A 15,693-nucleotide genomic window follows, 5' to 3' on the forward strand; every position below is an offset into this window, starting at 1 on the left:
TTCGAAAATTGCTTGAAAAGTGAGTCACTCTGTGTTCGCAGGAGATTAATTCCCTTCGAGATTTAAGCTCATGACTTGCGAGAATGCAGATGGCTGACGAAAGAAACCGGAGAAGCCACGAGTAAGTTGAACCTTACCTCAAGCAGGCAGTGAGGCATGTCCAAGATTCTCTATTCCGCAGAAGAAAAAATCAGCGTCGATGAATTTGCCAGCGTGCTGACGCGTTCGACCTTATCTGAACGCCGACCGATGGATTCTCCCGAGACTTTACAGGCGATGCTGGAGAATGCTGATGTACTGGTCACCGCGAGAGATGATCGCGGACTCCTTGTAGGCATTTCCCGAGCACTGACCGATTTCATTTTTTGCACGTACCTCTCTGACCTCGCAGTCGACAAGGACTTTCAGGGATTGGGAATCGGCAAGGAACTGATTCATCGAACTCACGCACGTTGTGGTTTGCAAACACAGCTGATTTTGATCGCAGCACCGGGAGCAGAATCGTATTACCCGCATGTGGGGTTAAGACCGCATCAGTCTTGTTGGATCGTTGATCGAAAACCGACGTGAATTCTCTGTCGCGACCAGTCCCGATCACCTGCTCAAATTCCGAATTTTTTCAGTTTACTGAAGAATGTACTGCGAGGCATTCCTAATAGACGGGCCGCCTCAGCTTTGTTTCCAGAACAACTTTCGAGAGCCGATCGGAGCGTCTGTTCTTCATCTTCTTTGGTGAGAACCGTTTTTCTGGCAACTGAAACTTGAGCAGAGTTCGGTGAGTTGGCAGCTTGCGGTGTCTGGCTTCGCGGAGCGATTTGCTGAGGATGAATCAATTCCTCTGGAATATCCTCTAAGCGGACAGCATTGCCATCGGCGAGAACAACAGCTCGTTCGATCACATTTTGTAGCTCCCGGATATTTCCGGGCCAGTTGTAATTCTGCAGGATGTTGAATGCATCGTCTTGAATCCGGAAGACCTGTTTGTTTGCTTTTTCCGAAGAGGTCTTCAGGAAGTTCAGTGCTAAATCGAAGATGTCATCCTTTCTCTCTCGGAGTGGTGGGAGAGTCATGCTGATGACATTGAGTCGATAAAAGAGGTCTTCCCGAAATTTTCCTTCGGCAATGAGCTGTTCGAGGTTTTGATGAGTGGCGGCAACAAGCCGGACGTCTACAGCGACGGTCTGGTCGCTGCCAACAGGTTCGAATGTGCGCTCCTGAAGGACACGTAGCAGTTTAACTTGCACCTCTAACGAAATGTCACCGATTTCGTCGAGAAACAGCGTTCCTCCATTGGCCATTTGGAAGCGACCAATTTTGTCTTCACGAGCATCGGTGAATGCCCCTTTTACATGTCCAAACAGTTCACTTTCGAGAAGTGTTGAGGAGAGTGCGGCACAATGGACGGAGACCATCGGCCCACTACGTCGGGCACTATTTTCATGGACGGCTTTCGCCAAGAGTTCTTTGCCGGTTCCGCTTTCACCTCGAATCAAAACCGAAGAACTACTCGATGCAACTTTGCGTACCGTTTCCAAAACTTGTTGCATCGCAAGGCTTTGTCCAAGGATTCCGGATCGAACAAATGGTTCTTCCTGTGTGCGGGGGACAGGCGTTTCCGAGAGTGCTGCCAGTTCGTTGTGAAGCGACGACAACATGCGCTCCTGATCCAGAATCTTCTCCGACTTCAGCTGAAGATCCTGATTCAGCCGAGAGACGTCTTGTTGAACGGTCGCGCAGTGCAAGGCAATTGCGGTAATGCGGGCCATTGCGATCACAAACGCAACATCTTCAGCGGAGTAGCTGGCATGGTTGGGTTTCGCCCCGAGGACCAGAATTCCTCCCAGTTGGTCCTGGATTTCAAGCCCGTGAATGACTTCCGCTTTGAGCGTTCGGATCAACTGTTGTGAGGGGCTTGTACCTTGTGGAACACGCTGCAGCACGCGGTGTTCGGTGAGGCTCTCTGTCGCTTCAGAAGACATTGTGAATTGGATAGGGAAGTTCGCGTGTCCCGAGGACATTAGCATACGGTACTCAGAAAGATCCTTTCGACGCAGGTACAAAGCTGCCTCATCAACCTGGAGAACTTCCCGGCAAGAATCTAACAAGCTCGCGGAAACAGCTTCCGGTTCAAGCACATCAGAGACCACGCGGTTCATTCGCTGAAGCGCTTTGTCGAGTTGGTACTTCTCACTGAAAAAGTTGCGGTCCAGTGTTCGCTGTATCGTATCTCGAAACCAACTCAGCACGAGGATTGATGTCATAAAGACCAGAATAAGCGGGATCGTTTGTCCGAAGATTGACAAATCCTGATGCAGTGCGTTCACTGCCCCGACCGAAATGAGCGCACTAAATACAAGCCCCAGAGCGATACTGCTTCCGTAGTACCAGACACCCCGACTCACAATTTGGTCGATAAGCATAAGCTTGTACCGCGCAATCCCAATTCCGTAAGCCAGCATGAATGCGAGGCTCGCCAGGAACATCGGCAGTCTTGCAGCTCCAAGTGCGAAACGGACATGGTGGAAAAATGCCAGGTAAAACGTGTACGCAATCGGAAGGACTGCGAACAATGCCGCCCACAAAATCCATTTGACCTGATTCTTTTCCAAAGGGTTTCGAGCAACTTGATAACTTCGCGCGAGTCGTTGGACGCAAATAGCAAAATAGAGCACTGAGAGTCCGAGGACGAAATAAATTGTGACGTGTAAAACTGGCAACAAGTGGGCAGTGAGCAAGCTCGCATTTCGCTCAAGAGTGACAGCGAACGGACCGACACCCTGATCTTGCGTCAACCACCAGGTGATTGAGATCAGCACCGTGAATGACACCGCGCCGCAGATAGGAAGGGCGTAAATTGAGAAGAGTGTGAGCTCCCGAGATTGTCGATACACCGGTGACGGGAACGGATAGACCATCAGAAAGTGTAATAAGACAGCTGGTAGCAGGGCTCCAGAAACAGCGAAAACGATTACCAGAAACGGACTCGCCGCAATGACCCACCAGTGGCTCCCTCCTACGAATGCGAGGAGCGTCACTGCAGAAAGAGCGAAGAAAGTCCGCACCGGTTGGTCGAATGGTCGATTCCAGTAGGCAACCCCACCGATGACAACGACAAAGAGTTGCAGGACATACCAGACGAGAGTCATTGAAACTCCCGAGGCAGGTTGTGGGATGAGTGGGAGGAAACAGACGAGCGCTTCCGTTTCACCCGGGCGACGAAAGTAGACCCGTACAAATCTCGAGTGATCCGGATATTCGACAGCCGAGAGGTTGCCCAGATTGGGATCTTCCGTCGGATCGATTCCAAATTCCAGAGTTCCTCCTGAACCGATCTCCAGGTTTCTCAGCTCACGATGCGCTCGAATCCAATCCGCGAATGAATAAATGGGATGCCCTGCGAGTTCGACGACCCGGTCACCGACTTCTGGAGTGCTCCCAACGACAGCGGCGTCAGATAATGCTGAGTTGTCTCGAATCAATAAGCCTGTTTCACCAGATGCCAAGTCGTCCTGCGTGCCGATCAAGCAGCCGATTGGAACCATGGGCTGAGTCGGAACGAACCAAAGGACAATGAGTCCATAAATCACTGCGAAGATCGCAAGAAATGAAATCAACCAAATTTTCGAGACTGATACTCTCATGATCTGCAAGTCATCCTACCACTCTGTCGAGCTTGGAGTGCCACATCGAAACTGAAATGCCGCTTAGTTGTCATGGAAGAGCCATTTCTTGTCTGTCGTATTGAATTAGAGGGTTTCGGTGAGGCGTCATCGAGCTTGTCTATGCTGGATTCGAACAGTCTAAGTGGGCTGATTCAACTTCAAAAACTTCCCAGCTAATCTGGAAAATTGCAATTTTCTCTAAAGAAACTGAGTGGCGATCTGTCCTGTTCTTAAGTTTACGGATGTCCAAATCGGCGCCACATAGCCACTTCGGCGCCGAAATTAGGCGCCGGTTTCGTTGATACTATTATCGGTGTGTTGAGTTTTCAATTTAATAATTGCGGTAAGTCTAATAAAATCAACAATGTGTGACATAGACTGACGAAAATGCGAGGCGCCGAAAACAATTGGCACGGGGAATGCATTGTGTATCTATCAACCCCAACCATGCCCTTGTGTGATCTGGGTGTCCTTGTTTGATAGTCTGCAGCCAAACCCACTCTGCATTCAACCTCTTCTCCACGAGCGACAAACAAAGGACATCTTGATCCACAAGGGCTTTTTTCTTTTTTGTGGTCTGCTTTGCCACTCTTGGCGGTTGTGCACTAAACTCGGCGCTTTCTTAGAGCTGAGTCTTTCAAGCACGTTCAAATCAATCTACATTGATGTTTCTGTGATCCGCCTCGATTGCTCAACTCGCTCTTTGCTCACTTTTCAACCAAACAGCAAGGTTTGATATGAAGACTTGGCTTTGGGCAGTTTTAACGATTTGCTCGCTAGGGCAACCCCTTTTGGGCGAGGAGTTGGTCCAGGATTGGAAACAGTGGCGTGGACCTCATCGAAACGGAATGGTGGAGTCCAGTCTCCGATTCACAGCACAAAGTCGAATTGAGACAAGCTGGGAAGGAAATGTAGGGACCGGTTTTTCGTCTCCTGTGGTCTCAGCGAGCTATCTTATCGCAATGGGAAATGTTGATGACTACGATATCGTCACCGCTCTCGGCGCTCAATCAGGTGAGAAGCTTTGGGAGTTTAAATATGCATCTCCACTCGATCCCAATCTGTTTGAAGGAGGCCCAACATCAACCCCGGCAATTCATGAAGAGAGAGTCGTCAGCCTGGGGCGTCAGGGACTTGTCCATTGTTTGGACCTCAAGACTGGTGAGTTGCTCTGGAAGTACGACATCGTCAAATCTTTGAAGTACAACATTCCAACCTGGGGATTCGCTGGGTCACCGTTGATTGTTGATGGACATGTTTTTCTGAATGCCGGTAGCCACGGCGTTTGCCTCAATCTGAAGGATGGAGAACTGCTTTGGGCCTCTTCCAATGATGAGGAGGCTGGTTACTCCTCTCCATTGCAGCTATTGGGTGAGCAGAGCAACAAGCTTCTCATGATGAATGCAAAGTCGTTAAACGCAGTCGACGCGAAAGACGGTGATTTACTTTGGTCGCAACGTTGGATCACTCGTTATGGCATTAACGCTGCTGATCCGTTGCTTGTCTCCGATGACAGCGTTCTCGTTTCATCTGGCTACGGTAAGGGGACCGGACTGGTTCAATTCACCTCTGGGGAAGCTGAACTTCTGTGGAGAACTCGAGCCGTTCGAACTCAAATGAGCCCCGGCGTACTTATAGAAAAAGCTGTCTACGCCATTGATGGGGACGAAGGTGATTCGCCACAACTCGTCTGCTTCTCTCCAATGACCGGTGAGCTCTACTGGTCCCAAGAAGAGTTTGGAACAGGAACTCTGGTCGCAGCCAATAATCAAATTCTTGTGCTTGGTGGATCGGCAGAACTGACAGTTTTTGAGGCGAACACCAAAGAGTTTCAGCCGATTTTGACTAAAAAACTGACTTCCGGGAAATGCTGGACTCCTCTTGTCCTTGTCGGGAATCGAATCTATTCCAGGAATGCATCTGGTGCAGTGGTCTGCTCGGTTGTACAGTAATACTTGGGTTTTTCACTTAATTTATACTTTACGCAGAATTCTTAGAGTATTTCCCAACGATTCATTGAGGAGCCTTCGTACTTCTCTCAGGAAGACATTTGTAAAGCTCATTGGGAACTTTGTTCGATCCCAGTCGGAAATTTCCGCGAGCCTGAAAACGTCACCGTATTCCGCAAGATGCTGTGACCCAAACATTGTGTTTTTGAAGTGTATTCCTGAAAATGTGTAGCCGAAATACGGTATCATTCGAGAGCGGTCGTATCGGGACGAAATCATGAAGACGAAGTCGTCACTCTCCTCCGAGTTTGAAGCTCTGGTCGAACAGGGTTCTCAGTCGAGCGACGCTCGCCTGGTTGAGGAATCCAAGAAGGGTGATCGTGATGCGTTCGGAGAGTTGGTCCAAAGATATGAGCGCCGTTTGCGCCGGGTGATTGGCCGATTTATCAATGATGCTGACATCATCGACGACTTGGCACAGGAAACATTTCTACGAGTTTACGAGAAACTCGACCAATTCGATCCCTCCAGAAGGTTTTCGCCCTGGTTATTTCAAATCGGGGTGAATTTGACTCTCGATTACCATCGAAAGTGTAAGCGGCGAATCTGGGCAGTTCTGTTCACTGATCGAAGTGCAGACCGTTGGATCGAAGCGCCAGAGGCAGACCCTCGGCCAGTTCAGAATTTGCAGTTAGCGGTCCGGGCGACTATCAACTTGATCCCGGAAAAGTATCGAACAGTCTTGGTCCTCCGAGATATGGAAAATTTTTCGACCTCAGAAATTGCAGCCATTCTTGATCGCAAGGAAGCCACAATTCGCTGGAGGCTCGCAGAAGCGAGGAATCGATTCCAGGAACTCTGGGAAAAACGGCAGCGAAACGAATGAGACGACACAGAAGCGATATTCGGTGTTCCAAAATTTTACGAAAGGCAAAAGTTCGAAGTGCTGAAGCGTGTTGCTTACTTCTTCGAACTGACTGAGAGCAAATCATGAACTGTCGCGACTCAAAAGTTGCAATCGCTCTGCATCTTGGGCATGACGAGGCTGACCCATCTGATTGGGAACAGGCTCGGCGTCACGCTGCAACCTGCGATGACTGTCGTCAGCACTACAAACGACTGAAAAAGTCGATGAGTGTGCTTGAACAGGCTGATGATGAAGCTACGTATGAGGTTCAGGAAAGCCTGTGGCCGCAATTGGAATCACGCTTGTCATCGATGCCGGGGCAAAGGCGCGAAAGCAAACCTCGCTCGTGGACGCCGTTCGTCTCCTTCACAATTGCCTGCATGCTCTTCTTGATGGTCTGGGCCAATCCGCCCCAAGAGCGACATCCCGGAAATCTCCAGAATCAGAATAGTAAAGGGATGAGTGCTCCCTTTACCGAACTCTTCCATCCTCATCCACGTGATGCTGACTCGGAGAAACATCGGGAATCTCCAAAACCAGTGCAGGAGGAGAATCTCTGACGCAGATTCGGAGATAGATTCGGAAGATGCCAAAAACGCCCTGATCTCGTCAGGGCGTTTTTTATTGGCGTGTGGAATCGGAGTCGGGAATCAGTTCTATCTGATTTGTCCGTTTCCGTGTGCGATGTATTTATAGCTGGTCAATTCTTTCAGACCGCACGGACCTCTGGCGTGGAATTTGTCGGTGCTGATGCCGATTTCTGCTCCCAGTCCAAATTCTCCACCATCGTTGAACCTTGTGCTGGCGTTTACGATGACAGCAGCGGAGTCGACCTCAGCTGTGAATTGCCGAGCTGCATTCAAGTTTGTCGTGACGATCGCATCTGTGTGATGCGAACCGTATTCGTTGATATGTGAAATCGCATCGTCGATGTTTTCAACGACCTTCGCGGAGATCGTTAAAGCGAGATATTCTGTACGGTAGTCTTCGTCAGTGGCCTGGATAGCTGAGGGGATTTTCTCACAAACTTTTTTGTCACCACGCACTTCAACCCCCTGCTCGACCAAGGCTGCTCCTGCCATTGGCAAAAACTTATCGGCGATTGCAGAATGAACCAGGAATGATTCGGTTGCGTTGCAGACTCCCGGACGATGGCATTTGCTGTTGATCAGAATCTTTGTCGCCATTTCCAAGTCAGCAGATTCGTCGACGTAGACGTGACAGACTCCGTCAAAGTGTTTGATGACCGGCATTGTTGCTTCGCTGGCAACGCGTTCGATGAGTGACTTGCCACCGCGAGGAATTGTGACGTCAATCTGGTCGTTCATCGTCAGGAAATGCCCAACGGCGTCACGGTCAGTTGTTTCGACAAGTTGCACGGCATGCTCGGGGAGACCTTGTTCTGCGAGCGTTGCTTTCAGCAATTTGTAGATGGCAATGTTGCTGTGAAAAGCTTCTTTGCCACCGCGAAGAATGACAGCGTTTCCACTCTTCACGCATAGTGCCGCCGCGTCGGCCGTCACATTTGGTCGAGACTCATAAATGAAGAAAACGACACCTAACGGCACGCGGACCTGTGTCACCATAAGTCCGTTCGGGCGAGCTTGGCTACCAATCACATCACCGATAGGGTCTTGAAGAACGGCAACTTCCTCCAACGCCTTCGCAATCCCTTCAATTCGCTCTTCGGTTAATCGCAGACGATCAATTTGAGCGTCAGTTTGGCCGTATTCGGGAGCTTTTTCTAAGTCTTTTTGGTTCTCGGTGATAATTTGGGAGGTTTGTTCCCTGAGTCGCGCGGCAGAAAGTCGCAGCCACTCATTTTTCTGATTACCGGTCGCGACTGCCAGTTTTCGGGAAGCGTCTTTGGCCTGTTTTGCGACATTTCGGGTGTATGTTTCTAACTCGTTCATCGATTTCTTCTGTCTATCGCTTCGTTTTGAAGCATCGGAAAACGTTTGATCGCTGACGTTTATGGGGATTCACGTTTCATGGAGGGTAAATAGATCAATTCGCAGATTCCGCTCATCGCGGGAGAGTCTTTGCGAAAGTCTATGGGACTTGCTTGAGTCTGGCAAAGGGGCATCTCAGAGTTTGTGGTTTCCTCTTCAAATTGGCCTCTCGATTAAGTGTCTTTGGCTTGGTCTCTCCCTTGGGGAATAGAGTGCCCGGGCAGTCTGGGTGGCTTTTGTGAAAGTTTATTTTGAGTCCGCAGGCTCGAACTTGTCCGAGAAGAATAAAACTCGCTAATAATAAAGAAAACTGGTATCGGAGAAATCTGAGCCCTTCCGATATATTGTGCACATGTGAGGTTTGCGTTTGAATGGAATCATGTGGAACATCACCACGACGAGGAAAAGGTTTCCGATCGATGAACTTGGCCCCGAAACTCCGCCCACTTTGGCAACGAATTATTATTGTCCCTGCTTTAGGGATGCTGCTGGTCTATAAAGCTTTGCACCTTCCGAGGGCCGTTCTTCCTAGAGATATTCGGTCGATCGTCTCGAATTGGCACTACGCTCAATTCTGGATGTTGATCAAATCCGGACTCACTCGGACTTACATTGACGAGCCATGCAAGTTTCGTATGCCCGAAAAAGTCGCTCCAAAAGCGAATGTTGCACCAGAGTTTCAGTTTACAGAAGAGCAATTGCGATCGTTCTATGAGGACGGCTTCATCGGTCCGATTGACGCTTTCTCTCCGGAAGAAATGAAAGATTTTCGCAACGAAATGCTCGCTGCGGAAGACGAAGTCTCTCCTACTTACGGATTTAAGACTCCACGCGATCCGCATTTTGACATGCCGAAGATCTGGGAGTACATGAAAAATCCAGCGATCACTGAGCGGGTTGCTCAACTCCTTGGCCCGGATTTGCTTGTCTGGAGGAGTCAGCATTTTTACAAAGGTCCAGGTGCTGCGAGTATTCAGTGGCATCAGGCGAGTACATTCATGGTCGAAGACTATCTCGATCCCGCGATTTTCCCAAAGAATCTGGACGAGATGTACCAGCTCACAGTCTGGGTCGCCGTCGATGATTCAACCTATGAAAACGGTTGCATCGAGTTCATCAAGGGGTCTCACGAACAGATTCGCACGATCAAATTTGGTGGAGAAGAAGGCTTCTACAAAGCGAATTTCACGCTTGAGCATGACTATCCAGAAGATCGTGTCGTGAAGGTTCCTGTTAAAGCAGGCCAGTTCATTATCTTTACCGAACGGTGCATCCATGGTTCGGGACCAAACACAACCGACCGACACCGCCTTGCGTTCAATATGCGGGTGATTCCAACCAACGTTGCCGTGTATACCGACAAAGAAAAGTATCGGTCAGTCTATAATGGTGGGAAGTATTCGTTGAAGAATTGGGGAGTCTCATTGCTCCGTGGCGAAGACAAGCATCAGCTTAGCCGAGTCCGCCAGCCTGCCGAGTCTCAACCAGTTGAACAGCGAAAAGTCGCATAACGAGTCTGCAGTAGAGACACGTCAGCAGTAAACTCTTGCCCGTGATGGATGCAAACACATCACGGGCAAAATTTTTAGGAATGGTCCGCCAACTTCCAGGCTTTTCCAATTTCCGCTGCAAGGAAGAAAGAGCCTGTTGCACAGATCAAATCCTGAGATGAGGCTGAGGTGAGCGCCTGCTGTAATGTCGATGTTGGATTTGGAGAAGTTGTAAACGGCGTCGTAAGAATTCGCTGGGCGATGACTTCTAAATCTTCAATCGGAATCGCTCGCGGATTCTCCTGATAAGCGGTGAGAATAAACTCATCGAAAAGGTGATCCAGCACTCGGAGAAGTTCCGCACAATCTTTGTCTCGCGAGGATGCGAACAGGCAGATCTTTTTGCGAGCCGGTACTGGTTCGAGCGTCTCACAAAGTGCTTGGATGGAAGCCGGATTGTGAGCTGCATCAATAATAAGAGTCGGTTTACGATTGATCAGTTCGACTCGCAGAGGAATCCTCGCAGAGAGCAGGCCCTCTCGTAGCTGAGACTCTGAAACGTGAATTCCCTGATTCTTCAGGCTCATGACTGCGGCAACTGCTAACGCAGCGTTCCTTGTTTGGTGCTCGCCAGGCATGCTGAGTTGAAGATCTTTGAAGGAGGTTTCACCATGTTCAAAATCGAAACTCCAGCCGGGGAGAATGAGTTCGCTGTTGCGATCTGGTGGAGCGGCTGAGATCTTCAATTCTCGGCCCAGTTGTTGGATTGGTGAATTTTGAGAGTCAGCCACTTCGTGAATGACGGCAGCTGCTTCCGGGTGAAGGACTCCGCTGATCACCGGGATCTGGTGTTTAATGATGCCAGCTTTCTCTCTTGCGATGAGTGCTTCGGTTTCACCCAGTAAGCGAGTATGATCTTTACTGATACTTGTGATGATCGACACTAATGGATGACAGACATTTGTCGAGTCGAGTCGGCCGCCGAGGCCGACTTCAATGACTGCTAAGTCAACCTGCTGTTTCTTGAAGTACAACCAACCGGCAGCGGTCGCCAACTCAAAGAACGTAGGTCCTCCAGATGCTTCAGCGTCCATCTCTACTGTCACGCGCTGCAACTGATCGAGAATGGAATTCACATCTTCTTCACTTGGGAGCAGGCCATTGACTGTAAATCGCTCTTCAAATCGGTGAGCGTGCGGAGAAGTGAAGAGTCCGATCTTCAGTCCCGCAGTTTCCAGAATTTGAGCCACCATCGTCGCCGTTGACCCCTTCCCTTTAGAACCGGCAATGTGGACACACGAGAGATCGTTTTGTGGATTGCCGATACGATGGAGCAACGACTGCATACGCCCCAACCGAAATGATTGCGGGCCATTTGCAAGATCTGGACGACGTTCGTAGTTGATTCTGCCAAAGAGGAACTCGATCCCCTGCTCGTATCGAGCGGATCTCTCTGCGGCATCTTGTCGTTGTGAACGAGTTGTCGAGCTTTCAGTCACGTGCTTTTTCAGCCTTCGTGGGCATCATGAATTTCAATGAGGTCAACTACGCGCTGTGGCTGACTTCGTCTTGCAGACAACCTTGCCAAGTGGTCAGCTTTGCAAAGAAGTGAGATGTCTTCAGGGGTGGATGTGGTTGTCTCGCCGGTTCGAAACAGCGATCACCTTTCGGAAATCACAATATCGTTTTTTTTGAATCAGGCAATCACACCACGCGTTGACTTGCACGTTTCCGAAAACCGATCAACATCAGTCAGCTCTGAATTGAAGCATGACTCGCAGCAGTTTGTCGATCCAAGAAGCTGATCGACAAACGTTAAAGGCTGATGCAAAAAGTTGAAAGTGGCTTCATCAGGGATGAGAGGATTCCTCATTTCAGGGGGGGGGGCCGATCAGATTTTTGTTCTCTGAATATTTGATTTGCAGGCGTCATATCAGTCTGCGACAACGATTCCACGAGACTGGCCTCGAGAGCAACTCAAGCGATTGCTGTCTCCGTTCAATTTGGATAGGGCTTTTTAAGGTCTGACTTGGTATCCTTCGTACGACTTCTACGACATCAGAGAGAGGACACGTGACGTCGTTTTGATCCCAGATCATTTTATCCAATGCCGGTTTTTGTGGCGAATTTAGGTGAACGACTGGGAGAATTGTTGAACTTGAGACATTTTTGACCAGAAAATGAATCATCTCTTCACTCTTTGTCCTCCTCTCGTATGATTTAGGCACAACTGTTGCACAACTAAGAAGAGTTCCGCTTACACAACTGTTTCGAAAACTTGAAAGTGGCATCTCGAATAGAGAGGAAATTCTCCATTTCACAAGTTTTAGAGTCTAGAGCAGATTGCTCTACCGTTTGCCCGTGAAGAATGCGTTTCATCAATAAAAATGCTGTTCGCCACGAGACGGAACCAGCACACCAATTCGAAAAATGCTCTATCACATAGTGTAAGACAGCGATCATGGTGATCGATTCCCCCCGATCCCTACTCCCGCTCTGCGCTCTCACTTGCGAATTCATTTGAGAGTTCAAGCGACAAGATGTCTGGAAATGTAACATGAATACTTCTCTCTCTCTCGTAAACTCGTGGCGATACGGTTTGGCCTGCGCGGGCCTTCTCACGTGTGGAGTGATCTCTGCACAGGATGTCTCCCCGCAGCCTCCGCCACCTCCACAACCGATGATTAACTCAGTGGATCCTGCGCCTGCCGTGGATCCTGCGCCTGCCGTGGATCCAGCGCCTGCCGTGGATCCAGCGCCTGCCAATGGGGCTGAGCGCGCTCAGGAGGCCGATATTGATGCAGACGTTTTGACTCGTGGTCCGGTTCACGAAGCGTATGCCGAACAGTATGAAAGTGATCCCACGCCAGGTTTGATTGTTGGTAAACAACCACCCGAACTGATCGATGAGCTACCACCTGAGGAAATGCCCGAAGGAGCCAACGTCGAATGGGTTCCTGGATATTGGGCTTTCGATGAAGATATTGAAGACTTCATTTGGATCAGTGGATTGTGGCGAGATATCCCGGTCGGTCAGCAATGGATTCCCGGTTATTGGTCGGAAGCCGATGGTGGATGGCAATGGGTTCCCGGATTCTGGACATCGTCTGACAACGAAGAACTGAGCTACTTACCGCAACCCCCACAAAGTCTTGAACAGGGACCGAACGTCACAGCTCCCAGTGAAGAGCATTTCTGGGTTCCCGGTTCATGGGTTTACGAAACGAACAACTACTTATGGCGACCCGGTTACTGGGAACAGCCATATAACGATTACATGTGGGTTCCATCTCGTTACCAGTGGACACCCCGAGGATATGTGTACTGCTCAGGGTATTGGGACTATCCACTCGCTCGACGTGGTGTTCTGTTCTCGCCAGTGCGGTTTACGAACAATCGATATCCCAGAAGATTTTACGGATATCGATACCGTCCTCAGCTTGTCGTCTCGACAGGGCCGTTGTTAATTCACCTGTTTGTTCGCCCTCGATACCGACACTACTACTTTGGAGACTACTACGGATCACGATATCGTGACCGAGGCATCTACGCATTCACTCGTCACAGCGGATATGGTCGTCGTGGATACCATTATGATCCGATCCGATCTTATTATCAGCGAGGGTCGCGTCGTACCACGTACAACCGCCTGGTTGACTGGCATAGTTACTTTGACCGAAATGAATCATATCGACCACCACACACGTACAGAAAGACTCGCGAGATCGTCAATAGTGGGTTCGCCGGACGGAACGCTGTCGTAATTCGACAAGCGACTCTCGGTGAATCAATCAGTGATCTCGCCAGAGAAGGTCGTGCCGATCGTAAAACCTTTACAAGAATTCCGGATGATGTCCGAAACCGAATCTCTGATCGTGCATCGTCAACAGCTCGTCAGATTACTGAGCAACGAGTCGCCTTTGAATCTCGCGACAGACATCGTGGAGATGAAACATCAAGAGGTGAAGGTCAAAGAGGTATTCTTAATCCAAAGGATTTAGACAAAGATATCAAGTTGCCAGAAAGAGGTGATCGAGGCGATAGAGGTGACAGAGTCGGACGGACAGAAACGATGAAGTTGCCCGAATCTTCCGCTTTTCGAGATCGACTGGATGGCATTCGTAATCGACAAGAAGAAGGGCGAGCCTCTGATGACAGGAACTCCCGTGATGGAAACAGAATTGGACGTACCGAAGGGGGCGACGAAGGCTCATCACGTGAGTCGCTTCGTGAACGCATGGAGAATGCCCGAAAAGGCCGTTCAACAGAATCTGGGAATTCACGAGATGTAAAGCCTGAAGTGACCGGCAATACCAGGGACAGCGAGCCTGGAAAAGCAACTGGACGAGAGCCACGCCAAGGATCGACTGGAACCGACTTGCGCGAGCGGATCGAGGCAGTTCGAAACGAGGCTGAAAGAAACCGTGGTGCTCGCGAGAGCCGTGGAAAAGACTCGAACAGTGATCCTGCAAGGAATCCAGCGACGATAGATCGCGGGGTGCGTAATCCGGGATCAGCAACTGATCCGAGATCGCGCATGGATGATACCCGAAAACCTGCAGATGCACGGGGTAACAATCCGAATCGTACGAATTCGAATCCGGCAAGAACTCCGAGTTCAGATTCAACAAAATCACCCAGCTCAAACCGGAACTCTTCCTCAGACTTGAGGGCTCGTATTGAAGCTGCACGAAAAGCGTCAGCTTCACAACGTGGTACTGAGAACCGGGGAACACCATCCTCGAATGATTCAAGAGCGAGAGGCACCCAGAGTACCCCAAGTCGTTCTTCAGGCAGTTCGCCGCGGACTAACAACTCCCCGCAGCCTTCAAGTCGGGATGCAATTAACCGTAGCCGGTCCTCGTCGCCAGCGACTCGGCCATCATCAACTCCATCATCACGGTCGTCTGCGCCATCACGTTCAGCGATACCAAATCGATCAGCTACTCCGTCAACACGTTCGTCTGCACCATCGCGTTCGGCGACACCAAGTCGATCAGCTGCTCCGTCAACACGTTCGTCTGCGCCATCACGTTCAGCGATACCAAATCGATCAGCTACTCCGTCAACACGTTCGTCTGCGCCATCACGTTCAGCGATACCAAATCGATCAGCTGCTCCGTCAACACGTTCGTCTGCGCCATCACGCTCAGCGATACCAAATCGATCTGCTACTCCGTCAACACGTTCGTCTACGCCATCGCGTTCGGCGACACCAAGTCGATCGGCTGCACCGCCATCACGATCGACTACGCCATCACGTTCAGCAACGCCTAATCGTTCAGCCGCACCGTCGTCACGGTCGGCTGCACCGTCACGTTCAGCAACACCAAGTCGATCAGCTGCACCATCCCGTTCGGCGACACCATCCAGAAGTAGCAGCCGACCAAGTGCTCGACCTTCCACTTCATCCAGGAGTAGCAGTCGGCCGAGTTCGCGGTCTTCATCCTCAAGTTCCCGATCCTCGGGGACTCGATCATCAGGATCGTCGAGAAATCGAGATAAGAAGTAATCGATTCTTCACATGATGAATCGACCTCTTCGTAGAGAGCAATGTCTGGGTCATCTGCAAAACGTAGATGCGGTCAATGAAGTGAATTTATGAAGAGGAGCTTCACAACGACAGCATCTGAGATGTAAGCGATTTGTGATTGGACAAATAAAAAACTCGGCGAATCTTCGCCGAGTTTTTTTTGGTTCCTGTCTGGTTTTTACATCCGTCTTTACTGATGC

The 15,693-nt window shown here is 50.0% G+C and carries 10 protein-coding genes and 1 pseudogene; 6 read left to right on the forward strand and 5 right to left on the reverse strand.

The window, feature by feature from the left end; translation table 11 throughout:
• The first annotated feature begins 156 nt into the window (after positions 1–156).
• On the forward strand, positions 157–570 hold the full coding sequence (locus tag ACN0YR_RS07700) for a GNAT family N-acetyltransferase (RefSeq protein WP_417848616.1): 414 nt from the start codon (positions 157–159) through the stop codon (positions 568–570).
• 32 nt (positions 571–602) lie between these two features.
• Here the strand turns inward: ACN0YR_RS07700 and ACN0YR_RS07705 are convergent, their stop codons facing one another.
• Entirely contained in the window at positions 603–3,641 is a 3,039-nt protein-coding gene (locus tag ACN0YR_RS07705; RefSeq protein ID WP_417848617.1) for a sigma-54 interaction domain-containing protein, read from the reverse strand.
• A 758-nt stretch (positions 3,642–4,399) separates the two neighbouring features.
• Here ACN0YR_RS07705 and ACN0YR_RS07710 point away from each other — a divergent pair.
• The 3 genes from ACN0YR_RS07710 to ACN0YR_RS07720 all read left to right on the forward strand — a co-directional run bounded on the left by ACN0YR_RS07710 (position 4,400) and on the right by ACN0YR_RS07720 (position 7,078).
• Complete coding sequence (locus tag ACN0YR_RS07710; protein WP_417848618.1) at positions 4,400–5,614, forward strand: PQQ-binding-like beta-propeller repeat protein; 1,215 nt, start codon at positions 4,400–4,402, stop codon at positions 5,612–5,614.
• A gap of 274 nt (positions 5,615–5,888) precedes the next feature.
• Positions 5,889–6,497, forward strand: a complete 609-nt coding sequence (locus tag ACN0YR_RS07715; protein WP_417848619.1) for an RNA polymerase sigma factor — start codon at positions 5,889–5,891, stop codon at positions 6,495–6,497.
• 104 nt (positions 6,498–6,601) lie between these two features.
• Positions 6,602–7,078: a hypothetical protein gene (locus tag ACN0YR_RS07720; protein WP_417848620.1), complete on the forward strand. Its 477-nt coding sequence runs from the start codon at positions 6,602–6,604 to the stop codon at positions 7,076–7,078.
• Between the two features lie 96 nt (positions 7,079–7,174).
• Here the strand turns inward: ACN0YR_RS07720 and ACN0YR_RS07725 are convergent, their stop codons facing one another.
• A complete protein-coding gene (locus ACN0YR_RS07725) occupies positions 7,175–8,431 on the reverse strand; it encodes a glutamate-5-semialdehyde dehydrogenase (protein WP_417848621.1) in 1,257 nt (418 codons plus the stop codon).
• Positions 8,432–8,889: 458 nt separating this feature from the next.
• On the opposite strand from ACN0YR_RS07725, the gene ACN0YR_RS07730 reads away from it, so the two are divergent.
• Positions 8,890–9,981 carry a phytanoyl-CoA dioxygenase family protein gene (locus ACN0YR_RS07730; protein WP_417848622.1) on the forward strand — a complete coding sequence of 364 codons (1,092 nt, stop codon included), beginning with the start codon at positions 8,890–8,892 and terminating at the stop codon, positions 9,979–9,981.
• A gap of 74 nt (positions 9,982–10,055) precedes the next feature.
• Here ACN0YR_RS07730 and ACN0YR_RS07735 read toward each other — a convergent pair whose 3' ends face one another.
• Positions 10,056–11,459 carry a bifunctional folylpolyglutamate synthase/dihydrofolate synthase gene (locus tag ACN0YR_RS07735; protein ID WP_417848623.1) on the reverse strand — a complete coding sequence of 468 codons (1,404 nt, stop codon included), beginning with the start codon at positions 11,457–11,459 and terminating at the stop codon, positions 10,056–10,058.
• A 1,427-nt stretch (positions 11,460–12,886) separates the two neighbouring features.
• Here ACN0YR_RS07735 and ACN0YR_RS07740 point away from each other — a divergent pair.
• Positions 12,887–13,057 (forward strand): annotated as a pseudogene (locus ACN0YR_RS07740) (hypothetical protein); the annotation flags it as partial.
• Between the two features lie 289 nt (positions 13,058–13,346).
• On the opposite strand, the gene ACN0YR_RS07745 reads toward ACN0YR_RS07740, so the two are convergent.
• Positions 13,347–13,514, reverse strand: coding sequence for a hypothetical protein (locus ACN0YR_RS07745; RefSeq protein ID WP_417848641.1), 168 nt, complete (start codon positions 13,512–13,514; stop codon positions 13,347–13,349).
• A 415-nt stretch (positions 13,515–13,929) separates the two neighbouring features.
• Complete coding sequence (locus ACN0YR_RS07750; RefSeq protein ID WP_417848642.1) at positions 13,930–15,366, reverse strand: hypothetical protein; 1,437 nt, start codon at positions 15,364–15,366, stop codon at positions 13,930–13,932.
• Positions 15,367–15,693: the final 327 nt, after the last annotated feature.

The sequence above is a fragment of the Thalassoglobus sp. genome, from assembly GCF_048270125.1.
In the GTDB taxonomy this organism is placed as follows: domain Bacteria; phylum Planctomycetota; class Planctomycetia; order Planctomycetales; family Planctomycetaceae; genus Thalassoglobus.